Annotated in this window: 26 protein-coding genes; 11 read left to right on the top strand and 15 right to left on the bottom strand. The window is 63.4% G+C overall.

The genetic code is table 11. The annotated features are described in order from the left end of the window. The first annotated feature begins 10 nt into the window (after positions 1–10). The 5 genes from V6M61_RS09430 to hutH are packed head-to-tail and all read left to right on the top strand — an operon-like array spanning position 11 to position 4,701. Positions 11–868, top strand: coding sequence for a transporter substrate-binding domain-containing protein (locus tag V6M61_RS09430; protein ID WP_332776313.1), 858 nt, complete (start codon positions 11–13; stop codon positions 866–868). A 42-nt stretch (positions 869–910) separates the two neighbouring features. Beyond that, entirely contained in the window at positions 911–1,633 is a 723-nt protein-coding gene (locus V6M61_RS09425; protein ID WP_332776312.1) for an ABC transporter permease, read from the top strand. A 10-nt stretch (positions 1,634–1,643) separates the two neighbouring features. Further along, entirely contained in the window at positions 1,644–2,381 is a 738-nt protein-coding gene (locus tag V6M61_RS09420) for an ABC transporter permease (RefSeq protein WP_332776311.1), read from the top strand. Continuing rightward, positions 2,378–3,172, top strand: coding sequence for an ABC transporter ATP-binding protein (locus V6M61_RS09415; protein WP_332776310.1), 795 nt, complete (start codon positions 2,378–2,380; stop codon positions 3,170–3,172). Before V6M61_RS09420 ends, V6M61_RS09415 begins: the two co-directional genes overlap by 4 nt. Positions 3,173–3,192: 20 nt before the next feature. Beyond that, positions 3,193–4,701 carry a histidine ammonia-lyase gene (gene hutH / locus V6M61_RS09410; RefSeq protein WP_332776309.1) on the top strand — a complete coding sequence of 503 codons (1,509 nt, stop codon included), beginning with the start codon at positions 3,193–3,195 and terminating at the stop codon, positions 4,699–4,701. 172 nt (positions 4,702–4,873) lie between these two features. Here hutH and htpX read toward each other — a convergent pair whose 3' ends face one another. From htpX to V6M61_RS09380, 6 genes are all read right to left on the bottom strand, one after another. Continuing rightward, positions 4,874–5,749, bottom strand: a complete 876-nt coding sequence (gene htpX, locus V6M61_RS09405) for a protease HtpX (protein WP_332776308.1) — start codon at positions 5,747–5,749, stop codon at positions 4,874–4,876. A 133-nt stretch (positions 5,750–5,882) separates the two neighbouring features. Continuing rightward, positions 5,883–6,608: a DUF3025 domain-containing protein gene (locus V6M61_RS09400; RefSeq protein WP_332776307.1), complete on the bottom strand. Its 726-nt coding sequence runs from the start codon at positions 6,606–6,608 to the stop codon at positions 5,883–5,885. A gap of 34 nt (positions 6,609–6,642) precedes the next feature. After that, positions 6,643–7,425: an NYN domain-containing protein gene (locus V6M61_RS09395; RefSeq protein ID WP_442957760.1), complete on the bottom strand. Its 783-nt coding sequence runs from the start codon at positions 7,423–7,425 to the stop codon at positions 6,643–6,645. Continuing rightward, entirely contained in the window at positions 7,425–8,489 is a 1,065-nt protein-coding gene (pyrC, locus tag V6M61_RS09390) for a dihydroorotase (RefSeq protein WP_442957758.1), read from the bottom strand. Before pyrC ends, V6M61_RS09395 begins: the two co-directional genes overlap by 1 nt. A gap of 101 nt (positions 8,490–8,590) precedes the next feature. Then, positions 8,591–9,589 (bottom strand): Bug family tripartite tricarboxylate transporter substrate binding protein, encoded by a 999-nt coding sequence (locus V6M61_RS09385; RefSeq protein ID WP_442957757.1) that lies wholly within the window; start codon positions 9,587–9,589, stop codon positions 8,591–8,593. Positions 9,590–9,643: 54 nt separating this feature from the next. Further along, the gene (locus V6M61_RS09380) at positions 9,644–10,813 is read right to left on the bottom strand and encodes a M20 family metallopeptidase (protein ID WP_332776303.1); all 1,170 of its coding nucleotides are present in this window, start codon (positions 10,811–10,813) and stop codon (positions 9,644–9,646) included. A gap of 100 nt (positions 10,814–10,913) precedes the next feature. On the opposite strand from V6M61_RS09380, the gene V6M61_RS09375 reads away from it, so the two are divergent. Continuing rightward, complete coding sequence (locus V6M61_RS09375; protein ID WP_332776302.1) at positions 10,914–11,846, top strand: MurR/RpiR family transcriptional regulator; 933 nt, start codon at positions 10,914–10,916, stop codon at positions 11,844–11,846. Between the two features lie 3 nt (positions 11,847–11,849). Here V6M61_RS09375 and V6M61_RS09370 read toward each other — a convergent pair whose 3' ends face one another. The 7 genes from V6M61_RS09370 to V6M61_RS09340 form a co-directional block, all read right to left on the bottom strand. Then, positions 11,850–12,587 carry an amino acid ABC transporter ATP-binding protein gene (locus V6M61_RS09370; RefSeq protein WP_332776301.1) on the bottom strand — a complete coding sequence of 246 codons (738 nt, stop codon included), beginning with the start codon at positions 12,585–12,587 and terminating at the stop codon, positions 11,850–11,852. Between the two features lie 39 nt (positions 12,588–12,626). Continuing rightward, a complete protein-coding gene (locus V6M61_RS09365) occupies positions 12,627–13,295 on the bottom strand; it encodes an amino acid ABC transporter permease (protein WP_332776300.1) in 669 nt (222 codons plus the stop codon). A gap of 1 nt (position 13,296) precedes the next feature. After that, positions 13,297–14,019, bottom strand: a complete 723-nt coding sequence (locus V6M61_RS09360; RefSeq protein ID WP_332776299.1) for an amino acid ABC transporter permease — start codon at positions 14,017–14,019, stop codon at positions 13,297–13,299. A 118-nt stretch (positions 14,020–14,137) separates the two neighbouring features. After that, entirely contained in the window at positions 14,138–15,034 is an 897-nt protein-coding gene (locus tag V6M61_RS09355) for an amino acid ABC transporter substrate-binding protein (protein ID WP_332776298.1), read from the bottom strand. A gap of 186 nt (positions 15,035–15,220) precedes the next feature. Next, positions 15,221–16,651, bottom strand: coding sequence for an aspartate ammonia-lyase (locus V6M61_RS09350; RefSeq protein WP_442957756.1), 1,431 nt, complete (start codon positions 16,649–16,651; stop codon positions 15,221–15,223). Positions 16,652–16,767: 116 nt separating this feature from the next. Next, the gene (locus V6M61_RS09345; protein ID WP_332776297.1) at positions 16,768–17,724 is read right to left on the bottom strand and encodes a LysR substrate-binding domain-containing protein; all 957 of its coding nucleotides are present in this window, start codon (positions 17,722–17,724) and stop codon (positions 16,768–16,770) included. A 183-nt stretch (positions 17,725–17,907) separates the two neighbouring features. Continuing rightward, entirely contained in the window at positions 17,908–19,755 is a 1,848-nt protein-coding gene (locus V6M61_RS09340; protein ID WP_332776296.1) for an ABCB family ABC transporter ATP-binding protein/permease, read from the bottom strand. A 48-nt stretch (positions 19,756–19,803) separates the two neighbouring features. On the opposite strand from V6M61_RS09340, the gene V6M61_RS09335 reads away from it, so the two are divergent. Continuing rightward, positions 19,804–20,238 (top strand): acyl-CoA thioesterase, encoded by a 435-nt coding sequence (locus V6M61_RS09335; RefSeq protein ID WP_332776295.1) that lies wholly within the window; start codon positions 19,804–19,806, stop codon positions 20,236–20,238. Between the two features lie 62 nt (positions 20,239–20,300). Here V6M61_RS09335 and V6M61_RS09330 read toward each other — a convergent pair whose 3' ends face one another. Beyond that, positions 20,301–20,666, bottom strand: coding sequence for an AtuA-related protein (locus V6M61_RS09330; RefSeq protein WP_332776294.1), 366 nt, complete (start codon positions 20,664–20,666; stop codon positions 20,301–20,303). Continuing rightward, complete coding sequence (locus V6M61_RS09325; RefSeq protein WP_332776293.1) at positions 20,663–22,048, bottom strand: acyclic terpene utilization AtuA family protein; 1,386 nt, start codon at positions 22,046–22,048, stop codon at positions 20,663–20,665. Before V6M61_RS09325 ends, V6M61_RS09330 begins: the two co-directional genes overlap by 4 nt. Before the next feature lie 109 nt (positions 22,049–22,157). Between V6M61_RS09325 and V6M61_RS09320 the strand changes: the two genes are divergently transcribed. The 4 genes from V6M61_RS09320 to V6M61_RS09305 are packed head-to-tail and all read left to right on the top strand — an operon-like array spanning position 22,158 to position 25,710. After that, complete coding sequence (locus tag V6M61_RS09320; RefSeq protein WP_332776292.1) at positions 22,158–23,033, top strand: branched-chain amino acid ABC transporter permease; 876 nt, start codon at positions 22,158–22,160, stop codon at positions 23,031–23,033. 6 nt (positions 23,034–23,039) lie between these two features. Then, positions 23,040–24,116, top strand: coding sequence for a branched-chain amino acid ABC transporter permease (locus tag V6M61_RS09315; RefSeq protein ID WP_332776291.1), 1,077 nt, complete (start codon positions 23,040–23,042; stop codon positions 24,114–24,116). Beyond that, positions 24,113–24,916, top strand: coding sequence for an ABC transporter ATP-binding protein (locus V6M61_RS09310; RefSeq protein WP_332776290.1), 804 nt, complete (start codon positions 24,113–24,115; stop codon positions 24,914–24,916). The genes V6M61_RS09315 and V6M61_RS09310 overlap by 4 nt, the downstream gene beginning before the upstream one ends. Continuing rightward, positions 24,913–25,710 carry an ABC transporter ATP-binding protein gene (locus V6M61_RS09305; protein ID WP_332776289.1) on the top strand — a complete coding sequence of 266 codons (798 nt, stop codon included), beginning with the start codon at positions 24,913–24,915 and terminating at the stop codon, positions 25,708–25,710. The genes V6M61_RS09310 and V6M61_RS09305 overlap by 4 nt, the downstream gene beginning before the upstream one ends. Positions 25,711–25,728: the final 18 nt, after the last annotated feature.

Below are 25,728 nucleotides of genomic sequence, written 5' to 3'. Positions count from 1 at the left end.
AATATCAACCATGAAGATCCAAAACTGTTTCTCCGCCAGTCTGCTGGCGCTGGGCATCCTGGCCTGCGCCGCACCCGCCCAGGCCAAGGACTGGAAGTCCGTAACCATCGCCACCGAGGGCGCCTACGAGCCCTGGAACCTGACCTTGCCCGGCGGCAAGCTTGGCGGGTTTGAAATTGACATGATCGAAGACCTGTGCCCGCGCATGAAGATGACCTGCAAGCTGGTGGTGCAAAACTGGGATGGCATGATTGCCGGGCTCAAAGCCGGTAAGTACGACGTGATGATGGACTCCATCGTCATCACCGAAGAGCGTAAAAAAGAGATCGCCTTCTCTGCCCCCTATGCGTCCACCTCGGCCAGCTTCGTCGCTGCCAGCGGCAAGCTGCTGCCCGAAGCGACCGGCGCTGCGGCCAACATCAAACTGGGCACGGATGCCAAGGCCATCCGTGCCGCCGTCGAGCCCCTGCGCGCGGCCCTCAAGGGCAAAACCATCGGCATCGCCTCCGGCACGGTCTACACCAAGTTCATCGACGAGCATTTCAAGGACATCGCCACGGTGCGCGAGTACAGCTCCTCGCCCGACACCATGCTCGACCTGAAGGCCGGCCGCATCGATGCTGCTTTTGACGACGTCACCCTGATCAACTCCATTCTGGCCAAACCCGAGAACAAAGGTCTGGCCTACACCGGCCCCAAGATTGGCGGGCTGGTGTTTGGTGAAGGCGAAGCGCTGGGCTTCCGCAAGACCGATGCCGACCTGAAAGCCAAGTTCGACGTCGCCATCAAGGCGGCGCTGGCCGACGGTACGTTGAAAAAACTCTCGCTGAAATGGTTCAAAACGGACCTGACCCCCGCGACCCCCTGATACCAACGCAGGCCACAGTGACATAGCAACCGAAAGACCCCCATGGAACTATTCGAGATGTTGGGCTTTAGCGACCAGGGCTGGGGCTCGGCCCTGTTGCTGGCCACGCTATTGACTGTGGCCCTCACGCTGTGCGGGCTGCTCGTGGGGTCGGTTTTTGGCGCCCTGGTGGCTGCCGCCAAACTGTCCTCCCGGCGCAGCCTGCGGGTCGTCGGTGAGCTGTATTCGACGGTGTTCCGCGGCATCCCCGAGCTGCTGGTGATCTACCTGTTTTACTTTGGCGGCTCGACCCTGATCACGGCCATTGGCCAGTGGTTCGGGGCCGAGGGCTTCATCGCCACTCCGCCGTTCCTGGTCGGGGCACTGGCGGTGGGCGTGATTTCCGGCTCCTACCAGGCCGAGGTCTACCGGGGCGCCTACCTCGCAGTCTCCCAAGGTGAGCTGGAGGCGGCGCGCGCCATCGGCATGCCGACGCTGATGCTGGCGCGGCGCATCCTGCTGCCGCAAATCCTGCGCTTTTCCTTGCCGGGCCTGGGCAACGTCTGGCAGATGAGCCTCAAGGATTCAGCCCTGATTTCCGTCACCGGCCTGGCCGAACTGATGCGCAGCACCCAGATCGCCGCAGGCTCCACGCGCCAGTACTTCACCTTCTACATCGTCGGCGGCATTCTCTATCTGGTGCTCACCGGCCTGTCGAACCAGGTTTTTCACCGGGCCGAAGCCCGCATGGGCAAGTCCCAGCGCCGCAACTTTGCCAGTACGTGAGCACGCCACCATGGACATTGATTTCCTCCTCGACACCCTGGGTAAGCTACTGGCCGCCGTGCCCACCACCTTGGGCCTGTTCTTTCTGTCAATGCTGTGCGGCGGTGCGCTGTCCGTCGTGATCGTCGCCATGCGCGTCAGCCCGTACCCGGCGCTGTCCTGGTTTGCACGCGGCTATGTGCTGGTGTTTCGCGGCTCGCCACTGCTGATCCAGCTGTTCCTCATCTACTACGGGCTGGGCCAGTTCGAGGCCGTGCGCGCAAGCCCTTTCTGGCTGGTGCTGCGCTCACCCTATTCCTGCACCGTGCTGGCCCTGGCCCTGTGCACCGCAGGCTACACCGCCGAAATTCTGCGCGGCGGCCTGATCGCCGTGCCCCACGGCCAGATTGAGGCTGGCCTGGCCACCGGCATGTCGCGCTGGACCTTGCTGCGGCGGGTGATCGCGCCGATCACGCTGCGCCAATGTCTGCCCGCCTATTCCACCGAACTGGTGCTGCTGGTGAAGTCCACCGCACTCGCCAGCTTGGTCACCGTGTGGGACGTGACTGGCGTGGCGCAGCAGATCATCCAGCGCAGCTACCGCACCATGGAGGTGTTCATCTGCGCCGCCGCCATCTACCTGGTGCTGAACTTTCTGTTGGTGCGCGCCGTGGCCATGCTGGAACACCGGCTGTCGCCGCATCTGCGCAAACGCCCCAGCCATGCGCCCACGCCCGCACCGTCTGAACCCAAGCCGAGAACGTCATGACCACCACCCCACCGATCGCCACTTTGGCAATGACCGATATCCACAAATCCTTTGGCAGCCACCATGTGCTCAAAGGCATCACGCTGAGCGCGCACAAAGGCGATGTGATCTCCATCCTGGGGGCCAGCGGCTCCGGCAAGAGCACTTTTCTGCGCTGCATCAACCTGCTGGAAACGCCCGACCAGGGCAGTGTCTGCCTGGATGGTGAAACCCTGCAAATGCGCCAACGCAAAGATGGCCGCTTGGAGCCGTCCAACCGCGCACAAGTGGAGCGCATGCGGTCCCAACTGGCCATGGTGTTCCAGAGCTTCAACCTCTGGTCACACATGACGGTGCTGCAAAACCTGATCGAAGGCCCGATGCGGGTGCAGAAGCGCCCCCGTGCCGAATGCGTGGAAGAAGCCGAGCACCTGCTGCAACGCGTTGGCCTGTTCGAGCGGCGCGACTACTACCCGGCCCACCTGTCGGGCGGCCAGCAGCAGCGGGTCGCCATTGCCCGAGCTCTGGCCATGCACCCGCAGGTGATGCTGTTCGACGAACCCACCTCGGCACTCGACCCCGAGCTGGTGGGCGAGGTGCTGAAGGTGATGCGCTCCCTGGCCGAGGAAGGCCGCACCATGCTGGTGGTGACCCACGAAATGGGTTTTGCCCGCAATGTCGCGAACCGCGTGGTGTTCATGCACCAGGGTGTGATCGACGTCGAAGGCGCACCGGCCGATGTGTTTGGTGCGCAGAGTTCAGAACGCTTCCGCCAGTTCATCTCGGGCCACCAGGAACGAGCTGCAGCCTGACCATATAGGACTCTGACGCCATGCCTTCTCTTTCATCCCCCGTCACCCTCGGCGACACCCCGCTGGGCTGGCGCGACCTGGTCGCTGTGGCCCGCGACGGCGCACGACTTGAACTCTCAACTAAAGCCTGGTCGCGTATCGACAACTCCCGCGCCATCGTGGACTGCATCGTCGCGCGCGGCGAGCGCGCCTACGGCATCAGCACCGGGCTGGGCGCGTTGAGCAACGTGCTGCTGCACGGCGAACAGCTCGCCCAGCTGTCGCGCAACACCTTGCTGAGCCACGCTTGTGGCGTTGGCCCGCTGCTGTCTGAGGCGCAGACCCGCGCCATCATGTGCGCGGCGCTGGCCAACTACGCCCAGGGCTATTCCGGCCTGCAGCACAGCGTGGTCGAAGGCCTGCTAGCGCTGCTGAACCATGGCGTGACGCCCTGCGTGCCGTCGCAAGGCTCGGTGGGCTATTTGACCCACATGGCGCACATTGGGGTGGCGCTGCTGGGCGTGGGCGAGGTGCGCTGGCAAGGGCGCGTACAGCCTGCCGCCGAAGCGCTGCAAGCCATCGGTTTGCAGCCGCTGGTGCTCGGCGCCAAAGACGGCCTGAGTCTGGTCAACGGCACGTCTTGCATGACCGGCCTGGCCGCTCTGGCACTGGCCGACGTGGAGCGCCTGGCCGACTGGGCCGACGTGATGGGGGCCATGAGCTTCGAGGCTTTGCGCGGCCAGATCGACGCGTTCGACGCCGAGATCCTGGCCCTCAAACCCCACCCCGGCATGCAGCAGGTCGGCCGCAACCTGCGCAGTCTGCTGGACGGCAGTGAGGTGATCGCCAGCAGCCGTGGAATACGCACCCAGGACGCGCTCAGCATCCGCTCCATACCGCAGATCCACGGCGCCTGCCGCGACCAGATTGCGCATGCCGCGCGGCAAATTGAAATTGAACTGAACTCCGCCACCGACAACCCGCTGCTGCTGGGCACGCCCCAGGCCTACCGCGTCATGTCGCAGGCGAATCCGCATGGCGAATCGGTGGCCATGGCGGCCGACCTGCTGCGCATCGCGGTGGCCGAACTCGGTGGCGTGGCCGAGCGGCGTCTCGACCGACTGGTGAATCCGCATGTCAGTGGCCTGCCCGCGTTTCTGGTGGCTGAGCCGGGCGTCAACTCCGGGCTGATGATCACCCAGTACACCGCCGCCTCGCTGGCCGGCGAAAACCGCCGCCTGGCCCAGCCCGTGGTGGTGGACAACTTCGTCACCTCCGGCGGGCAGGAAGACCACCTGAGCCTGGGTACCATCGCCGCGCTGGACCTGTATAAGTCGCTGGAGAACCTGACCCAAATCCTGGCTATCGAATACCTGCTGGCCGCGCAGGCGTTTGAGTTCCTGAAAGACCAGCGCTTTGGCGCAGGCACCGACCACGCTTGGCGCTTGTTGCGGGAACAGGTTCCTTCGTACGACGCCGACCGCTTTTTAGCCCCGGACATTGCGCAAGCCGCCGCCTTGCTGCGTGGCCCCTCTGGACTGCTACCGTGAACCCCTTCGACACCGCCGCGCTGGCTCCCCGCCGGTGACGCCTGGGGTCTGGCCTCGGACAGCAACGCCTGCGTCAATGCGGCGGAAGAACTGATGCTGCTGGAATACGGTTAGCACCTGCAGTTTCGCCAACGCAACGTGCTGCCCAATCACCCGCCGCAGGCAGCGTCCATCAAACCTGCGCCGCCTGCAGCGCCGCGATGCGTTCTTCAATCGGCGGGTGCGTGGAAAACAGCTGGCCAATGCCACCGGCAATGCCCATGGCCGCCACGCTCTTGGGCAGCTCGCCCGGCTGCATGCCGCCCAGGCGGGCCAAGGCGTTGATCATCGGCTGTTTGCGGCCCATCAGCTGGGCGGCGCCTGCATCGGCGCGGAACTCGCGGTGCCGCGAGAACCAGGCCACGATGATGGCCGCGAGGAAGCCCAGCACGATGTCCAGCACGATGGTGGTGATGATGTAGCCGATGCCGGGGCCCGAACTCTCGGAGTCGTTGCGGCGCAGGAAGCTGTCCACCGCGTAGCCGATCACGCGCGACAGGAACACCACGAAGGTGTTCATCACGCCCTGGATCAGCGTCATGGTCACCATGTCGCCGTTGGCGATGTGGGCCACTTCGTGGCCGATCACGGCTTCGACTTCTTCGCGCGTCATGCCCTGCAGCAGGCCGGTGGACACCGCCACCAGCGCCGAGTTCTTGAAAGCGCCGGTGGCAAACGCATTGGGCGCACCTTCAAAAACGCCGACTTCGGGCATGCCGATCTGCGCCTTGTCGGCAAACCTGCGCACGGTTTCCACAATCCAGGCTTCGTCGGCGTTGCGCGGCTGCTCGATCACCTGCACACCGGCGCTCCATTTGGCGACGGGCTTGCTGATCAGCAGTGAAATGATGGCGCCGCCAAAACCCATGATCAGCGCAAAGCCCAGCAGTGCGGTCAGGTTCAAGCCGTTGGCCGTGAGATAGCGGTTGACGCCCAGCAGGCTGGCGACGATGCCCAGCACCACCACCACGGCAAGGTTGGTCAAAACAAACAGAACAATGCGTTTCATGAATTCTCCGGGGGATCAGTAACAAAAGTCCGCTTTGAAAAGCTGCCTTGTCGCGAAAGATGGGGGCCTGGCGGCCCAAATCAAGTCACGTCAAGTCACATTGGCCGCAGGGTTATCTGTTGTGAGGTGTTATTTACCTGCGGGGGCGGAATACAAGAGAGTCATCATAAAAGGAAAAGTTCTCGTTTTCCGGCCACCAGCCGGGCACGCCCAGCACCGGCATGGGCGCAAAAGGCTTGCCGGCCAGTTTCTCCGCACTCAAGTCTTGCGCCACCCAGGCATCCAAATAAGCTATTGAATTGATAGCTACTTGCGCCCGATAGACGTGGGCGGTGATCGGTTTTCGTGGGTAAACCAGCTTTTCCAGCAGGGCATGGCCGAACAGCACCAGCTGCGCTTGCGGCCACAGCGGCCGCAAGTCGATGAACAGCCGCTGCCAGTCCTTGGTGATCAGCGCGTCCCACAGCGCCTGCGGCGCGCTCAGGAAGGCCGCGTTTTCGTCAAACACCGTGAGCGCGTCGCGCACCGGGCCGCGTACCGGCCGAACACCGGCCGCCGCAATTTCAGCGGCTTGTAGCTGGTTGAGCTTTTTCTTGGTTTGCGGGAAACAGAGCCAGCACAGGCCATTGAAGAAGTCATGCAGGCCCTCGCGGGTCGGGCATTGGCCGGTCTTGAAAATATAGTCTTCGTAGGCTTGCCCGTCCGGCAGTTCGCTTTGCGGCACAAAGCGCAGGGGCGCGGTGGGTTCGCTGTTGAGCGCCTGGTGCAGCGGCATTGCGCCGGCCACCGCCTGCGCCACCCGCAGGCCGGGCTCACGCCAGGTCTGCAACCACGGCTGGTGCCAGTCGATCTGCGCCATCACCCGCCCTACCACCGTCCCGATGCGCTGGCCTTCAAGCCCGGGCAGGCTTGTTTTGCCGCTTGTCCCGCACCGCCACGGTGGACTTTCCTTCGTCGGCGATCTCAAACAGCTGCGTGGCGATGAGCAGCTTGGTCAGCGTGGCGTAACCGTAGTTGCGGTGATCGAACGAGGCCTGGTTGGCGATCTGGGTGCCCACGGCCCCCACCCGGGCCCAGCCTTCGTCGTCAGCGGCCGCCTGCACGGCGTTGCGCAGCAGCATGACGAGCTTGGCGTCCTGCTTGAGCTGCGCCGGCGTGGCGCGCAGGGGGGCAGCAGACACCGCCTCCCCTTCATCACGGCTTTCGCCGGGGGCGCCACCGGCGGCATCACTCACGGCCATGGGCCGCAGCTTGTCGAGGTACAGGAAGCGCGAGCAGGCGTTGACAAAAGGTTCGGGCGTTTTCTGCGCACCAAAGCCATACACCGCGGCGCCCTTGGCCCGCAAATGCATCACCAGCGGCGTGAAGTCGGCATCGGACGAGACAATGCCAAAAGCGTCGGGCCGGTCGGTGTAGAGCAGCTCCAGCGCGTCAATCACCATCGCCATGTCGCTGGCGTTTTTGCCTTTGGTGTAGTCAAACTGCTGCATGGGGCGGATCGCATGCTCGTGCAATATGTCTTCCCAACCCTTGAGCTCGTTCTTTTTCCAGTTGCCGTAAGCACGGCGGATATTGGTTTCGCCAAAGGTCGACAGCTCGTTGAGGATCAGATCGATCTTCGATGCCGGCGAGTTGTCGGCATCAATCAGCAGGGCAACGCGTGGCTTGTGTTCCATCATGGGCTTTCCGGGGTGACCAGCTTCCAGGCGAGGCTTTCACCTGATCGCAGCGGCTTGAGTTCGGCCTGGCCGAAGGCAAAGCTCTCAGGCGGCGTCCAGGCTTGCTTTTTCAGCGTGATGCGGCCCTGGTTGCGTGGCAGCCCATAAAACCCGGGACCACTGAAACTGGCAAAGGCTTCGAGCTGGTCGAGTGCGCCCGCCGCCTCAAAAGCTTCGGCATACAGCTCCATCGCGGCATGCGCGGTGTAGCAACCCGCGCAGCCGGTGGCGTGCTCCTTGAGGTTGGCCGGATGCGGCGCGCTGTCGGTGCCAAGGAAAAACTTGGCGCTGCCGCTGGTCGCCGCCTCCACCAGCGCCACGCGGTGCGTTTCGCGCTTGAGCACCGGCAGGCAGTAGAAATGCGGACGGATGCCGCCCGTGAAGAGGGCGTTGCGGTTGTACAGCAGGTGGTGCGCGGTGATGGTGGCCGCGGTAAAGCGGTCCGCATCGCGTACATACTGCGCGGCCTCCCGGGTGGTGATGTGCTCGAACACGATCTTGAGCTCGGGGAAATCGCGGCGCAGCGGGATCAGCTGCGTGTCGATGAACACCGCCTCGCGGTCGAACAGGTCAATCTCAGGCGAAGTCACCTCGCCGTGCACCAGCAGCAGCAGGCCTTCGCGCTGCATGGCCTCCAGCGTCTTGTAGGTCTTGCGCAGATCGGTCACCCCGGCGTCGCTGTTGGTCGTGGCGCCGGCCGGGTACAGCTTGGTGGCCACCACGCCCGCGTCTTTGGCGCGCCTGATTTCGTCGGGCGGCAGGTTGTCGGTGAGGTACAGCGTCATCAGCGGCTCAAACGCCACGCCTGGGGGCACGGCGGCCTGGATGCGCTCACGGTAGGCCACGGCCTGCGCGGCCGTCGTCACCGGGGGCCGCAGGTTGGGCATGATGATCGCGCGACCAAACTGCGCGGCGGTGTGCGGCACGACGGTGCGCAAGGCGTCGCCATCGCGCACGTGCAGGTGCCAGTCGTCGGGGCGGGTGATGGTAAGGGTGTGGGGTGCGGCTGTCATAGGCAGCATTGTCCCATTGGCTGGACCGCTATCATTTAAATAGCCATCAGCGCTTGATGGTCAAGCGCTGGAGGCCAAAAACACTTCAAATCCCCCTGTTCGGCAGCCGATCACTCGGCGGTGATGCCCGCCTTGCGCACCACGTCGCCAAACTTCGCGAGGCGCTCGGACATCATTTTCTCGAACGCGGCGGGCGTCATCTCTTCGGGCGCGATCACGCCGCGGTCCTTGAGACTGGCCAGCATGGCCGGCGATGTAGCCACCTGCCGAACGGCCTTGTGCAGCGTCTGCACGATGGCGTCGGACGTGCCGCCGGGCGCTGCCAGGCCCGTCCACGAGGTGAGATTGAGCTGGGGGTAGCCCACTTCGGCCAGGGTGGGCACGTCGGACAGTTGCGGCAGGCGCTGGTCGGCCGCCACGGCCAGTGCACGCACCTTGCCCGTCTGGATGTGCGGCAGCATGGTGACGAGGTTGTCGAGCGTGAACTGCACTTCGTTGGCCAGCACGGCCGTGATCAGCGGCGTGCCGCCCCGATACGGGATGTGCGTGGTGAAGACGCCCGTCGCGGCTTTCAGCATTTCCACATTGAGCTGGCCCATGCTGCCCACGCCGCCGCTTCCGTAATTGAGCTTGCCGGGGTTCTTCCTGGCGTAGTCCAGGAACTCCTTGAAGGTCTTGATGGGCAGGCTCGAATGCACCACCAGCACGTTGGGCTGGCGGCCCAGGATGGCGATGTTCTCGAAATCCTTGATGGGGTCGTAGCCCACCTTGGACTGCGTGAGCGGGTTGGCCAGGTGGCTGCTCTGCGACGACACCACCAGCGTGTAGCCATCGGACTTGGCGCGGGCCACCATCTGCGAGGCGACGGACCCCCCGGCCCCGGCACGGTTTTCCACCACGATGGGCACGCCCAGCACGCGCGACAGCGGCTCGGAATACTGGCGGGCCATGATGTCCACCGACCCACCGGGAGGGAACGGCACCACGAACGTGATGGGGCGCGAGGGGTACTTGTCATCGGCGCGCGCGGTCAGCGGCACCAGGCCCGCCAGGCCCAGCCCCAGGCCGGTGTTGAGGAGGTGGCGGCGAGTCGGTTGTGTGGGATGCATGGAATCTTCTCTCAAAGGCTTGTGTGACATGAATCAATGGGGATCAGGGGTGGATCAGGGGTGGTCCAGGATGGCCAGCGCCACGGCCTGGGCGCGTGGCACGAAGGTGGCCAGCTCGCAGTACTCGCGCTCGGTGTGCGCGTGCCCGCCCACCGGGCCGGTGCCGCACAGCGTGGGGGCGCCCACCGAGGCGGTGAGGCCGCTGTCGGCCGCACCGCCGGTGAACTCGCCCTGCACCTCGAAGCCCAGCGCCCTGGCGCCGCGCTGGTAGAGCGCCAACAGGTCGTCGGGCGTGGGCTTCATGGGCAGCGTGCGGCGCGATTCGGTGATGCGCCCCCGGGTGCGCGGCACGGACTCTTCCTCGACAATGGCACGCACCCGCGCGAGCAGTTCCTCCGGATCCGTTTCCGACGTGAAGCGCATATCCAGTTCGGCCTTGGCATGCGGCGCCACCATGTTGGGCACGATGCCGCCCTGCACCACGCCCACGTTGGCGGTGATGCCGGCGGCGGGGTCGGTCAGGGCATGCAGCGCCAGGACCTTGCGGGCCAGCGCCTCGATGGCGCTGGCGCCGGCTGCGTGGTTGATGCCCGCATGGGCGGCGACGCCTTCGACCTCGAATGCCACGACCATCGAACCCTTGCGGCTGGTGACGAGGTTGCCGCTCACGCGGCCCGGCTCGGCGTTGAGCACCGCCCGCGCGCCGCGCGCCCTGTCCATGATGCGTTCGCGCGTGGCGGGCGAGCCAACCTCTTCATCGCACGAAAAAAACAGCTGCAACGGCGCATGGAGGCCCCCGCAGCGTGCAAAGGCCTCGGCCACAAACACGTTCATCACCAGGCCCGACTTCATGTCGGCCACGCCGGGGCCATACGCACGGCCGTCTGCCACGCGAAAGGGGCGGCGCGCCACAGTGCCCGCGGGGTACACGGTGTCCATGTGGCCCATCAGCAGGATGGGCGCGCCCTCGCCGGGCCCTGGCACCTGGGCGTGCAGCAGCACGCCATAGCCGGGCACGGGCTCGAACTGCACGGCAACGCCCGCAGCCTCCAGGCGCTCGCGCAGTGCCGCCGCCACAGCGGTCACGCCCGTTTCGTCGCGGCTGCCGCTGTCGATGTTGACCACTTTGCGCAACAGATCCTGCATGGCCTGCCCCTGGCCAGCCAGCCAGCCCAGGACGCGCGCCCGCGCCTGCGAACGGCTCTCTTCAAGGGTATCCTGCATCTTTGTCCTTCGGTAAACCCCTTGCCCGGGGCAAAATTTTGACCGCAGTATTGCACGCGCCACCGTTGTTTGCAATATATTTTGCACAAATAACACACACATGAAATCTTCATTGCAAAAATCATCCGGCCTGCTCACCGAGCGCCTGGCCCGCCAGGGCGGCGAGCTGACGGCCAGCGAACGCGCATTGGCCGAGGCCCTGGGGCGCGACTACCCGCATGCGCTGCTCGAATCCGCCACGGCCCTGGCCGCACGCAACGGCACCAGCGCATCCACCGTGGTGCGGCTGTTCGCCAAGCTGGGCTATGCGAGCTACGCCGAGGCGCAGCGCGAGGCCCGCGCCGAAGTCACGGCGCTGCTGCAGACGGCCGGGCAGCGCGCGCCCGTCACCATCGGCACGCAGCGCAGCCTGCAGCAGTGCGTGGACGACGCCCTGCTGCACGACCAGCACAACATCACCGCCACGCGCGAGGGCCTGGACATGGCGGCGTTCGAAGCCATCGCCACGCGCATTGCGCAGGGCAAGGGCCGCCTCTTCGTGCTGGCGCAGATCAACAGCGCGCCCGTGGCGGCCTGGCTGGCGCTGCACCTCAACATGTGCCGCCCCGGCGTGCATGAGCTGGGCGCGGGGGCCGTGGCGACCACGGACCAGTTGCTGTGGATTCGGCCCGAAGACGCCCTGCTGGCCTTCAGCATCCGCCGCTATGCCAGCGGTCCGGCGAAGGTGGCTCAGCGCTTTCGCGAAGCGGGCGCGCAGGTGCTGGCCATCACCGACAGCGCCGCCGCACCGCTGTCCGCCCTGGCGCACCACCGGGTGCAGGTGCACACGTCCAATGCATCGCCGTTTGACTCCTACACCGCGGCGTTCTTCGTCTGCAACGCCCTGGTGTCCGCCGTGGCCCAGTTGCGGCACGCGGCCGTGTCGCAGACGCTGACGCGCCGGGACCAGCTGTGGAAGGACGTGGAGGCCCAGCTCATCGTAGACCAGGCGCCCGCGCGCACGGGGCATGCCCGTCGCAGGCCTGGGCGCTAGTTTTCAATGCTGGAGAATCTTGTTCAGGAAGTCCTTGGTGCGCGCCTGCCGGTTTTCCGGATGGCTGAAAAACTCGTCTTTCGAGCAGTCCTCTAGAATCCGCCCGCCCACGTCCATGAAGATCACGCGGCTGCCGACTTTTTTCGCAAAACCCATTTCGTGCGTGACCACCATCATGGTCATGCCTTCCACGGCCAGGCCCATCATGCAGTCCAGCACCTCGCCGACCATTTCAGGGTCCAGCGCGGAGGTGGGTTCGTCAAACAGCATGGCAATCGGGTCCATGCTCAGCGCACGGGCGATCGCCACGCGCTGCTGCTGGCCGCCCGAGAGCTGGCCCGGAAACTTGTCCTTGTGCGCCATCAGGCCCACGCGGTCCAGGTATTTCAGGCCGTGTGTTTTGGCTTCGTCGGCGTTGCGACCCAGCACCTTGACCTGCGCCAGCGTGAGGTTTTCGGTCACGTTGAGGTGCGGAAACAGCTCGAAGTTCTGGAACACCATGCCAACTCTGGAGCGCAGCTTGGGCAGGTCGGTTTTCGGATCGTGCACGGCCTGGCCGTCCACATAAATTTCGCCCTTCTGGAAAGGCTCCAGCGCATTGATGGTTTTGATCAGGGTGGATTTGCCGGAGCCGGACGGCCCGCACACCACCACCACCTCGCCTTTTTTGATGCTGGTGGTGCAGTTGTTGAGCACCTGCACGGCGCCATACCATTTGGACACTTCTTTGAGTTGAATCATCTTATTCTCCGAAAACGCTCTTGTGCGTTGACAAAACTTTTACCGAACAATGGCGATCTTGGCCTGCAGCTGCTTGACGATGTACGACAAGCCATAGCAGATCGCAAAATAAACCACCGCCGCCAGCAGGTAGGCCTCTTCGGGCCGGCCATAAATCTTCCCGGCCGTCGTCAGGCCCTTGAGCAGGTCGTAGGCGCCAATCGCATACACCAGCGAGGTGTCCTGAAACAGGATGATGGTCTGGGTCAGCAGCACCGGGATCATGTTGCGAAACGCCTGGGGCAGGATAATCAGGCGCATGTTCTGGGCATAGGTCATGCCCAGCGCCTGCCCCGCATTGACCTGGCCGCGCGAGATGGACTGGATGCCGGCCCGCATGATCTCGCTGAAGTAAGCGGCTTCAAACGCCACAAAGGTAATGGTAGCCGACAGCTCCGCGCCTATGGGCCTGCCGATGATGGTGGGCACCAGCAGGAAGAACCACAGAATCACCATCACCAGCGGGATGGAGCGCATGCCATTGACGTAAAACGTCGCCGGCAGCATCAGCATTTGTTTGCCCGACAGGCGCATCAGGGCCAGCAGGGTACCGAAGATGATGCCGCCCACGGTGGCCACCGCCGTCAGCTGCACGCTGAAAATGAAGCCCTTGACGACGAACTTGGAGAGTATTTCCCAGTCCAGGAAGGAAAAGTCGAGTCCCAGCATGTCAGTGCCCTCCCCCTGCCGTGCCGGCCACGATGTAACCCGGTATCCGGACTTTCTTTTCGACAAAGGCCATGACCCGGTTGACGGCAAACGCCGACACGGCGTACAGCGCGGTGACGGCCAGATAAATCTCGATGCCGCGCGAGGTCTCTTCCTGGGCCTGCATGGCGAACATGGTGAGCTCGGCAATCGACACCGCAAAAGCCACCGAGGAGTTTTTCAGCAGGTTCATGGACTCGCTGGTCAGCGGCGGGATGATGATGCGAAACGCCATGGGCAGGATCACGTAGCGGTAGGTTTGCGCCGTGGTGAAGCCCATGGCCATGCCGGCATAGCGCTGGCCGCGCGGCAGGGCCTGCACACCGGCACGCACCTGCTCGGCAATACGTGCCGAGGTGAAAAATCCGAGTGCCAGCACCACCAGCACAAAACCGGGCACATCCCTCATGGCCGGAAACATTTTGGGGACGACGAAATACCAGATGAAAATCTGGACCAGCAAGGGAACGTTGCGAAACAGCTCCACCCAGAAGTTGGCCAGGCGTACCAGCCAGGGGCTGTTGGGCAGGGTTCGGAAAGTGCCCATCAAGGCCCCCGCCAGCAAGGCAACCACCCAGGCACAGCCGGCGACGGACAGCGTCCATCCCCAGGCGTCGAACATCCACTGCAGATAGGTGCGCCCGCTCCCATCGTCATTCAGAAATACTTTCCAATCCCAAGTCATGATGACCCCAGCCAAGAATATTGTTGTTGCTTTGCTTTTACCAAAAACACAGCCCGAGTAAACAACAAACCCCGCCAGACAGCTCGCCAGCGGGGTTTGTTGGCCTCAAAGGCCAGAATTACTTCTTGGCGTAGTCTTCCATGGGCTTGTCGTTAGGCGTCGCCCAGGCGGCCTTGGTGCTCTCGCTGGCGGGCAAACCGACGCGTACATTTTTCGGCGGAACAGGTTGCATCAGCCACTTGTCATATATTTTTGCCAGCTCGCCGGACTTGATCAGGCCTTTGATGGTGTCATCCGACAATTTTTTGAACGCCGGGTCATCTTTGCGCATCATGATGGCAATGGGCTCAACGCTCAGTACTTCACCGACGATCTTGAAGCCGGCGGGATTCTTGGAGTTGGCGATGTTGCTGGCCAGAATGGAGCCATCCATGACAAACGCATCGGCACGGCCGGACTCGAGCAGCAGAAAGCTGTCGGAGTGGTCTTTGCCGAAGACTTCCTTGAAGTCAACGCCGGTGGCGCGCTCGTTTTTGCGCAAGGTCTGGACGGAGGTGGTGCCTGTGGTGGTGGCCACGCTTTTGCCATTGAGTTGGGCGATGGACGTAATGCCTGAGTCGGCTTTCACCGCAATGCGAACCTCTTCAACAAAGGTGGTCACTGCAAACGCAACGTCTTTTTGGCGCGTCGCATTATTGGTGGTGGAGCCGCACTCAATATCGACCGTGCCGTTTTGCACCAGGGGAATGCGGTTTTGCGATGTCACCGGCAGGTATTTCACTTCCAGCTTCTTGCCTACCGTTTTTTCGAGACTGGCCAGAATGCGCTGACACACGTCGACGTGGTAGCCAGCGTACTTGCCATCACCGAGGGTAAAGGAAAGACCGGATGAGTCGCGCACGCCCATGGTGACGACGCCAGAAGCCTTGACCTTGGCGATGGTGTCGTTGGCCTGTGCAAATGCACCGCCTGCTGCGAGCAGGGCGATGGACAAGGCGGCTAGTTTGAGTTTCATGGTTTCTCCTGTGTGAAATGAAACGGTTAGTGAACACTATTTTAGGGAGTTGGCATCAGGGCAAGCCCCAAGGTTTACCCCAGCACTTTAAACGCAAGCCCGGCGGCCGGATGGGGCCAAGATGGTGCGCGCATAAAGGTCCAGAACTATAGGGCAGATCAAAGCAGTCTTTGTGCCAGGGCCTGCTCAGGCAGCGGGTCGCAAGGGTTGTGTCAGCTTGTCCGGCACCAGCAGCGCCTCCACTTCGGCCTGCGTCAGAATGCCCAGTGCCGCGGCGACCTCGGCAATCGGTGCGCCGCTGGCCATTGCGGTTTTGCCGATCAGCGCCGCTTTTTCGTAGCCGATGATGGGGTTGAGCGCCGTCACCAGCGTCACCGACTCCCGCACTCGCCGGGCCAGCAGCTCGCGGTTGGCTTCAATACCGGCCACGCAATTGGTTTGCAGCGTCAGGCAGGCCTGGCTCAGGTGTTCAATGCTTTTGAACAGGCTCCAGCCCATGATGGGCTCGAAGGCATTGAGCTGCAGCTGGCCGGCTTCGGAGGCCATGGTCACGGTCATGTCGTTGCCGATCACCTCAAACGCCACCTGGTTCATCACCTCGGGAATCACCGGGTTCACCTTGCCCGGCATGATGGAAGAGCCGGCCTGGCGCGGCGGCAGCCTGATGTCGCCAAAGCCGGCCTGCGGGCCGCTGGAGAGCAGGCGCAGGTCATTGCAGATCTTGCTGAGCTTGGTGGCCACGCGCTTGAGCACGCCTGACAGCTGGACAAAGGCGCCGGTGTCCTGCGTGGCTTCGATCAGGTTGATGGACTTGACCACCGGAATGCGGCTTTCCTCGGCCAGATACTGGCAGGCCAGGTCGGCGTAGCCGTGCGGCGCGTTGATGCCGGTGCCGATCGCCGTGGCGCCGAGGTTGACTTCCTGGATCAGCGCACGCGCTTCGCGCAAACGGGCCTCGTCCTCGCCAATCATCACGGCGTAGGTGGAAAACTCCTGCCCCAGCGTCATCGGCACGGCATCCTGCAACTGGGTGCGGCCAATTTTCAGCACATCCCGAAATTCAGCGGCCTTGTCTTCAAAGCCGCGCCGCAGAACGGCCATGGAGTTCAGCAGGCGTTCGATGCCCGACCACAGGGCAACGCGTACCGCCGTCGGGTAAACATCATTGGTGCTTTGCGAGGCATTGACGTGGTCGTTGGGGTGCAGGATGTCGTAGCGGCCTTTTTCATGGCCCATGTTTTCCAGCGCCAGATTGGCAATGACTTCATTGGCGTTCATGTTGGTGGACGTGCCTGCGCCCCCCTGGATCACATCGACCACAAACTCGTCATGGTGCCGGCCCGCGATCAGCTCGTCACAGGCCGCCAGGATGGCCGCCGAGCGTTTGGAGTCCAGCGTGCCGAGCTCGACATTGGCGCGTGCGGCCGCCTTTTTGACAAAAGCCAGGGCGCAAATCAGGTCGGGCATGGCCGACACGCGGGTGCCCGAGATCGGAAAGTTCTCCACGGCACGCGCGGTGTGCACCCCCCAGTAGGCAGTCAAGGGGATTTGCTTGTCACCGAGAAAATCTCGCTCGGTGCGGCTGGACAGCCCGGAGGCGACAAAGGAAGTGGACACAGGGGGCGACCATCAAAGTTGCAATGCCACGCACTGTAAATTTACGGTCTTGAAAACGCCAATGCTGTTTCAGGGCCCGGTTATGCGTTTTGTTTATAACCACCAAGGGTTACTACCTAGGCACGGCTGGCTGGCGGCTTTGCCCTTTCCTTGTCCTTGAGCTGAGCCTGGGACTGCAGGTAAGTCCACAGGGCCTGCGCATGGCTTTTGGTCGACTCTTTGGTGGCTGGCCGCTCGCGGTACACGCGCACATCCATGGTCATTTCAAGGTTGCCGCCGGCACTGACGAGTTTCTTCGCCCTCAGTTCCTTTTTGACCGCGCTCAAGGGCAAAAAGGCGATGCCATGCCCTTCCAGTGCCATGGCCTTGAGGCCCTCGGACATGTCGGTTTCGTAGACCCGGTCCAGATGGATGGCCGTGCTCGACTGCTTCAAAACCAGATCGACCATGCGCCCCAGATAAGCCCCCGGGGCGTACCCCAGATAAGGCAGGGGCTGGCCCGCCCGGCCCGGTAGTTTGAAGGTCGGTTCGCCCGCCGCATCGGGTTTGACAAAAGGCGCCAGCACTTCCTGGCCCAGCGTCACCATTTCATAGCGGTCGGGATCGAGCTGGAAAGGCTGCGAGTCATGGTAGTAGGAAATCAGCAGGTCGCAGTTGCCTTCGACCAGCCGCAGCACCGCGTCGTGCACGTTCAGGGCAATCAGGCGGCTTTTGATCGGGCCGAACTTCTCGCGCAGGGTGCTGACCCAGGCCGGAAAAAAGGTGAATGCCAGCGTGTGCGGCACCGCGAATTCAATCACGTCCTGCCCGGCCGAGGCATGGCCGCGCAGCATGGCCCGGGTCGACTGCAGGCCCTGCAGCATTTCCAGCGACTGGCTGTAAAGCGTTTCACCCGCCGGCGTCAGCCGTGTGGGGTAGGAGCTTCTATCGACCAGATCGGTGCCGGCCCAGGCTTCGAGCGCCTGGATGCGCCGTGAAAACGCGGGCTGTGTCACGTGGCGCAGCGTGGCCGAGCGGCTGAAGCTGCGCGTTTCAGCCAGGCTGACAAAATCTTCTAGCCATTTGGTTTCCATGGTTTTGATTATGCGAGCTTGGGCATCGCCGGGGCTACCGGGAATTCCATACGCCCCGCCGGCGAGGCCGCAGTCAGGCTAGCTTGCCGGGAAAAAAGAACGAAAGTGGTGGAAATTAGCTATCAATTCAATAGCTGTCAACGCAATTACTGCAAGGGCCAGAGCCCCAAAAGGCCTGAAAGATTACTCAGAACTCTGCTGCAGCGCCCACATCTGCGCATAGCGCTGCCCCAGCGCCAGCAGCTGCCCGTGCGTCCCCCGTTCGATCACGCGCCCGCCATCCATCACCAGAATCTCATGCGCATCGACCACCGTGGACAGGCGGTGCGCAATCACCAGCGTGGTCTTGTTCTGGGCGGCGGCGCGCAGCTCGGCCTGGATGGCGCGCTCGTTGGCGGAGTCGAGTGCGGAGGTGGCCTCGTCAAAAATCACCACCGGCGGGTTTTTCAGCAGGGTGCGGGCAATCGCCACCCGCTGTTTCTCGCCGCCCGAGAGCTTGAGCCCGCGCTCACCCACCATGGTGTTGTAGCCTGAAGGCGTCGAGGCGATGAAGTCGTGGATGCGGGCCGCGCGGGCCGCCTCTTCCACCTCGGCGCGGCTGGCGCCGGGCTTGCCGTAGGCGATGTTGTACTCGACGGTGTCGTTGAACAGCACGGTGTCTTGCGGCACGATGCCGATGGCCTGCCGCACGCTGGCCTGGGTCACGTGCCGGATGTCCTGCCCGGCAATGGTGATGCGGCCGCCCTCGTCGGGGTTGCTGACATCGTAAAAGCGGTACAGCAGCCGCGCCAGCGTGGATTTGCCCGCGCCGGACGAACCGACCACCGCCACCGTTTTGCCCGGCGGGATTTCAAAGCTCACCTGGTGCAGGATGGGGCGCGCCGGCTCGTAGGCAAAGCTGACGTTGACGAACTTGACCGCCGGCGACGCCTCGACCTGCAGCGGCTGCGCCAGCGGATCGTCGGCCACCTCGCGCTCTTTTTCGAGCAGGTTGAACATTTTCTCGAGGTCGGTCAGGCTTTGCTTGATCTCGCGGTAAATCACGCCCAGAAAGCCCAGCGGGATGTACAGCTGGATCATGAAGGCATTGACCATGACCAGGTCGCCCAGCGTCATGCGGCCATCGACCACGCCCTGGGTGGCGCGCCACAGCATGGCCACCAGGCCGGTGGCAATGATCAGCTGCTGGCCGGCATTGAGCAGGCTCAGCGTGTTCTGGCTCTTGATGGCCGCGCGGCGGTAGCGCAGCAGGCTTTCGTCATAGCGCCGGGCTTCAAAGTCTTCGTTGTTGAAGTACTTGACGGTTTCGTAATTGAGCAGCGAGTCGATCGCGCGGCTGTGGGCGGACGAGTCCAGCTCGTTCATGGCCTTGCGAAACTGGGTGCGCCACTCCGTCACCGTGACCGTGAAGAAGATGTAAAACACCAGTGCAATGGCGGCGATACCGGCAAACCAGGCGTCAAACTTGATCGCCAGCAGGCTCAGGACCAGCGTCACCTCGATCAGCGTCGGGATGATGCTGTAGAGCGAATAGGAAATGAGCGAGTGCACGCCGCGCGTACCGCGCTCGATGTCGCGCGTCATGCCGCCGGTCTGGCGCTCCAGGTGAAAACGCAGGCTCAGCGCATGCAGGTGGCGAAACACCTCCAGCGAGATCCGGCGTGCAGCCCCTTCGGTGGCCTTGGCAAACACCAGCTCGCGCAGCTCGGTAAACACCGAGGTCGACAGCCGCAGCAGGCCGTAGGCCAGCAGCAGCGCCACCGGCACCACCAGCACCGCCTGCACATCGCCCGGCCGAAAGTTCATCGCATCGACCAGGTTTTTGAGCAGCAGCGGCACCCCCACATTGGCCAGCTTGGCGCCCACCATGAAGCTCAGGGCGGCCAGCACGCGCCATTTGTACTCCCACAAATAGGGGAAAAGACGCTTCAGGGTGTCCCTGTCGGAGCGGGCCCGGGGCGGCTGGACCGGCGCGCCGGCGCCCACAGGGGTCGGGAGGGGAGTGTCAACAGTGGAGGCACGGGAGCGCATGAGTCACAATCATTGGGGTTGTTTTTAATTTCTTTTCAGATTGTGCCTATGTCTTCCGAATCAAGCGCCCGCTCAAGCTCTAACCCGGACAGCCTCAATGTCAAGCTGCCCGACGACAAGGAACTGGTCCTCAAGGTCATTCCCATGCCGGCCGACTGCAATGCCAATGGCGACATTTTTGGCGGCTGGGTCATGGCCCAGGTCGACCTGGCCGGCTCGGTGATCCCGGCCCGCCATGTGGACGGGCGCATGGCGACAGTGGCGGTCAATCAATTCATCTTCAAACAGCCGGTCCGGGTGGGCGACATCCTGTCGTTTTTTGCCAGCCTCACCCGCATCGGCACCACCTCGATCACGGTGCAGGTCGAGGTCTACGCCGAGCGTTTTCGCTCGCAGGGGCAGTACATCAAGGTGACCGAAGCGAGCCTGACCTATGTGGCGATCGATGAGCAGGGCCGACCGCGCAAGATTGCGAAGAGCTGATTAGCTATCAATTTAATAGCTAATTACGCCTATTTCGCAAGGACCCAAGGCACTTTTCCCTCCTAACCCCACCAGCCCACACGCGGCGCGGCGCTGGCCAGCGCCAGCTCCGCCTCACTGACGTCGATTTCCATGCGCAGCAGCGCGGCCGCCATGGCCTTGCCCAGGTTGTCCATGCGCAGGTTGCGCGCGCCGCCGCCCTGCAGGGCATCGTGCAGCACCAGCTTGAGCGCGAGGATGTTGGGGAGGGGCCAGCATTGCACCGCGCCGGGCAGCCAGGGCGCAAAGTGCGCCTGCACGCGTTCGGCCGTGACCTCCCGCTCCAAGAGCTGGTAGCCCGCTGCATTCCAGGCAAACAGGCCAAAGTCGACCCAGTCGGCCTTGTCCCCGCTGCGCGCATGGGCCAGCTTCACGAGTTGAACCTTCATGTTGTCAGCACCTCCACCCGGATCTGCGCCTCCACCGCCTGCCGGTCCACCAGGGCCGGCCAGATGCCCAGCAGCTCCGTGCTGCCGCCCCGCCCCTGAAAGCCGCAGGTGTAGGCCGGGCCGCTCAGGGCCATCCACGGAAACAGGCGGCCGAAGTTGTCGGCCACGGTTTTGTCGCGCGTGCGCAGCACCATGCGCACCCACACTTCATTGAGCTCGGCCAGCGCCTCGGGCGGCGGCAGCGGCGCCAGCGGCCCGTGGGCCGAGTTGAGCCCCGGGAACTCCACGAACAGGGCTTCGTGTGGCAAGCGCTTGTCGGCCAGCTGGGACTTGACCATCTCGATGGCCACCAGCGCCTTGTCGTAGGCGTCGGGCCAGCTAAAGCCCCAGGTCACCTCGGCCTTGTAGCCATCGCGGTAGCCGCCGACCACCTTGAGCTGCGCCGGCCGGGCATGCCCGCGCGCTCCGGTGAGCCGCACGCGGTCCTGGCCCAGGTCATCGAGTTGCACCCTCGACAGGTCAAGCACCACATCCGGCGAAAAGTACTGGTGCGGATCGTGCACCTCGTAGAGCAGTTGCTGGCGCACCGTGTCGAAGTTGATGCGCCCGCCCGTGCCCGGGGCTTTGGTGATGAGGGCCGCGCCGTCTTGCGTCACCTCGGCAATCGGATAACCAATGTGCGCCAGGTCGGGAATGGCTTTCCAGGCCTGCTGGCTGCCAAAATTGCCGCCGCTGCCCTGGCCCGAGCACTCCAGCAAATGCCCGACCGCCAGGCCCTGTGCGAGACGGTCCAGATCAAACGGCGTGCTGGCGTCTTCAAGCCGCCAGCCAAACTCGTGCACCAGCGGCGCCAGAGACAGCGCCGCATCCGCGACCCGGCCGGTGATCACGATCTCGGCGCCCTGCTGCAGGGCCGAGACAATCGGCCTTGCGCCCAGATAGGCATTGGCAAACACCATGCGCTCGCGCACCGCCTCGAAGCCGTCCCCATTGAACAGGTGCGGCGGGCTCAGCTTGCTTAAGTGCGGCAAGACGTCATCGCCCGTCACCACGGCGATGCGGGCCTGCCAGCCTTTGGCCGCAAACGCCGCGCGCAAGGCCGTGGCGGCACCGGTGGGATTGAGCCCACCGGCATTGCAGACCAGCCTGACCCGGTGTTTTTGCATCAGCGGCCACAGGCGCATCAGCATGGGCAGCACATCGCGCGCATAGCCATGCGATGGGTCGCGCTGCCGGTCTTTTTGCAGGATGGCCAGGGTCAGCTCGGCCAGGTGATCACTGGCGATGTACTGGACCTCGCCGCGCTCAATGCTGGCGACGACAGGCTCCCATGCGTCGCCGTAAAAACCCAGGCCGGCGCCGATTCGAACTTTTCTCTGCATGGTTTGATTACGCGTGATGGCCCCAATGAGCCGTATTCGGATGAACCCCTAAAGACAGACCCCTGGGTGACAGCTATAACTTGCGCAACACCTTCAGGGAGACATCAACGTGCAATTTTTGCAGCTGGTCATCAGCGGCATTGCCCAAGGCTGTATCTACGGGCTGATCGCGCTGGGCTTTGTACTCATTTACAAAGCCACCGAGACCGTGAGTTTTGCACAAGGCGAGTTGATGATGCTCGGCGCCTTCGGGGGGCTGGCCGGCATGACCCTGCTGGGCTTTCCGTTCTGGCTGGCGGTGATCAGCGCGATTGTGGGCATGGCGCTGTTTGGCATGCTGCTTGAGCGCCTGGTGATACGCCCCATCCTGGGGCAGCCGGCTTTTTCCGTCGTGATGCTGACCATTGGCGTCGGCTACACCGCGCGCGGCCTGATCACCATGATCCCCGGCATAGGCACCGAAACCTATGTGCTGCCGGTGCCCTACAAAGACCAGATCTGGACGCTGGGCCCGCTGGTCATCAACGTGGAGCAGGTCGCCATCATAGGCAGCACGGCCGTGCTGTGCACTCTTTTGTTTGCCATGTTCAAGTACAGCAAGCTGGGCATTGCCATGCAGGCCTCGTCGCAAAACCAGCTGGCGGCGTACTACATGGGCATCCCGGTCAAGCGCCTCAATGGCCTGGTCTGGGGCCTGGCCGCAGCCGTGGCCGCGATTGCCGGCCTGCTGCTGGCGCCCATCACCTTTGTGCACGCCAACATGGGTTTTATCGGCCTGAAGGCTTTTCCCGCCGCGGTGGTGGGCGGCTTCAGCAGCCTGCCCGGCGCCATCGTGGGCGGGCTGGTCATCGGCACCGTCGAGTCCCTGTCCGGCTTTTACCTGCCCGACGGCTTCAAGGACGTCGCAGCCTACATCGTGGTGCTCATCATGTTGATGGTCAAGCCCAGCGGATTGTTCGGCGAAAAGCTGCGTAAAAAGGTTTAACAGTCCATGCGCTTTATCTTCAAAACCGACTATGGGCAGGACATCAAGCTGGCCAAGCACGGCGGCCATGTGTTCTGGTACGGCGCGCTGCTGCTGTTGCTGCTGGCCGCTCCCTGGCTGTTTGCCGAGTACTGGCTGGCCCAGTTGACCTTTGTGCTGATTTACTCGATCGCCGGCCTGGGCCTGATGCTGCTGGCCGGTTTCACGGGCCTGTTTTCGCTGGGCCACGCGGCCTTCCTGGGCGTCGGGGCCTACACCCAGGCGGTGCTGACCAATGCCGGCCTGCCCTTTCCCATTGCACTGGCCTGCGCCGCCGGTTTGTCGGCCGCCGTGGGCGTGGTCGTGGGCTTGCCCGCGCTGCGTGTCAAAGGCATTTACCTGGGCATGGCCACGCTGGCGTTCGGCTTTATCGTGGAAGAGGTGTTTGCGCGCTGGGAGAGCGTGACGGGCGGCAATGCAGGCATCCACCTCAAGGTGCCCGACATGTTCGGCTGGAAGCTGGCCAGTGGTGAGGCGTTCTACTTTCTCTGCCTGCTCATCACCATCGTCGCCACGCTGGCCATCCTCAATTTGCTGCGCGCCCCGACCGGCCGGGCCTTCGTGGCGATTCGTGATTCGGAGATTTCGGCACAAAGCATGGGCATCCACCTGGCCCGCTACAAGACCCTGTCGTTTTCGCTGTCTGCGGCGCTGGCCGGCATTGCCGGCGCCCTGTATGCGCACAAGCTGCAATTCATCTCGCCGGACCAGTTCAACATCCTGCAGTCGATCGACCTGCTGCTGATGATCGTCATTGGCGGCGCGGGATCGGTCCATGGTGCGTTTCTGGGCGCCATCTTCCTGATCTCCATGCCGCAAGTGATCGCCCTGACCAAGGACTACCTGCCCGCCACCATAGGCCAGGCGCCCGGCCTGCAGGCCGCGGTCTACGGCATCGTGCTGATCGCCTTTGTGCTGTTCGAGCCGCTGGGCCTGTATGGCCGCTGGCTGAAGATACGCACCTACCTTCAGCTCTTTCCGTTCTACCGCAAGGGCATGTTCAAGCGGCAGAAGTCTTTCCAAAAATCGGATCGCCTGAAATGAGCGCCGTCCTTCTTTCAGCCAAAAATCTCAGCGTGCGCTTTGGCGGCGTGCTCGCCGTCAACAATGTCAGCTTTGATGTGCAGCAAGGCGAAGTCTTCACACTCATAGGCCCCAACGGCGCCGGGAAAACCACGGTGTTCAACCTGATCAGCCGCATCTACACCCCCACCACGGGCGAGATCGAATACCTGGGCAACAAACTCACGGACCAGCCGCCGCACAAAATCGCGTCGCTGGGCATTGCGCGAACCTTCCAGAACATCGAGCTGTTTGAGCATGCCACCGTGCTGCACAACCTGCTGATTGGCCGGCACACGCACCGCCGGACCGGCCTGCTGCACGACATGTTTTTTACCGGCAAGGCCCGGCAGGCCGAATTGCTGGCACGCGAGAAGGCCGAGCAGGTCATCGACTTCCTGGACTTGCAGCACCACCGCGACGCCATGGTCGCCGGCCTGCCCTACGGCGTGCGCAAGGTGGTGGAGCTGGCCCGCGCCCTGTGCACCGAGCCGAAACTGCTGCTGCTCGACGAGCCCTCCTCGGGCCTGAATGTGGAGGAAACCGGGGACATGGCCTTCTGGATTCAGGACATCAAGAACGAGCTGGGCATCACGGTGCTGATGGTGGAGCATGACATGACCCTGGTCTCCAAGGTGTCCGACCGCGTGCTGGCCATGAACCAGGGCGAGGTGTTGGCCATGGGCACGCCGCGCGAGGTGCAGAACGACCCGGGTGTCATTGAAGCCTATCTGGGCTCGGTTGATGATGTGTCTTCGCTGAGGAGGGAGCTTACCCAATGAGCGCCGTGCCTCCCCCCATCAGCGACCAGCCCGTACTCAAGCTGCTCAACGTGGAGAGCGCCTATGGGCCCATCAAGGCCATACGCGGCGTCAGCCTGCAGGTTCGCCGCAGCGAGATTGCCACGGTGCTGGGCTCCAACGGCGCCGGCAAGTCCACCATTCTCAAGACCATCTCGGGCATCATCGATCCGCGCAAAGGCTCCATCGAATTCAAGGGCCAGGACATCACCGCGCAAGACCCGGCCCTGATCGTGCAGCAGGGCCTCTCGCATGTACCCGAAGGGCGCGAGGTGTTCCCCCTGCTCAGTGTGCGCGACAACCTGCTGATGGGCGCCTACACCCGCCAGGACCGCGACGGCGTGTCGCGGGACATCGAAGCGGTTTATGGCTACTTCCCCATCCTGCGCGAACGGGCCCTGCAGGACGCCGGCCTGCTGTCGGGCGGCCAGCAGCAAATGCTGGCGATCTCGCGCGCCCTGATGGCCTCGCCCGACCTGATCCTGCTGGACGAGCCCAGCCTGGGCCTAAGCCCAAAGCTGACCAAGGAAATCTTCGAGATCGTGGTGCGCATCAACCGCGAACGCGGCACCACCATTTTGCTGGTCGAGCAAAACGCCAACATGGCCCTTAACGCATCGGACTACGGCTACGTGCTGGAAAACGGCCGCATCGTGATGGAAGACACCTGTGCCCGCCTGCGTGAAAAGGACGACATCAAGGAGTTCTACCTGGGGCTGAAAGAAGACGGTGTGCGCGGCGAGCGGCGCTGGAAGAAAAAGAAAACCTGGCGGTAAGCACATGAATGCACAACG

Origin of the sequence: Polaromonas sp., assembly GCF_036676035.1 — a bacterium.
Lineage (GTDB): Bacteria > Pseudomonadota > Gammaproteobacteria > Burkholderiales > Burkholderiaceae_C > Polaromonas.
This window is presented reverse-complemented; position numbering and strand designations above follow the sequence as displayed.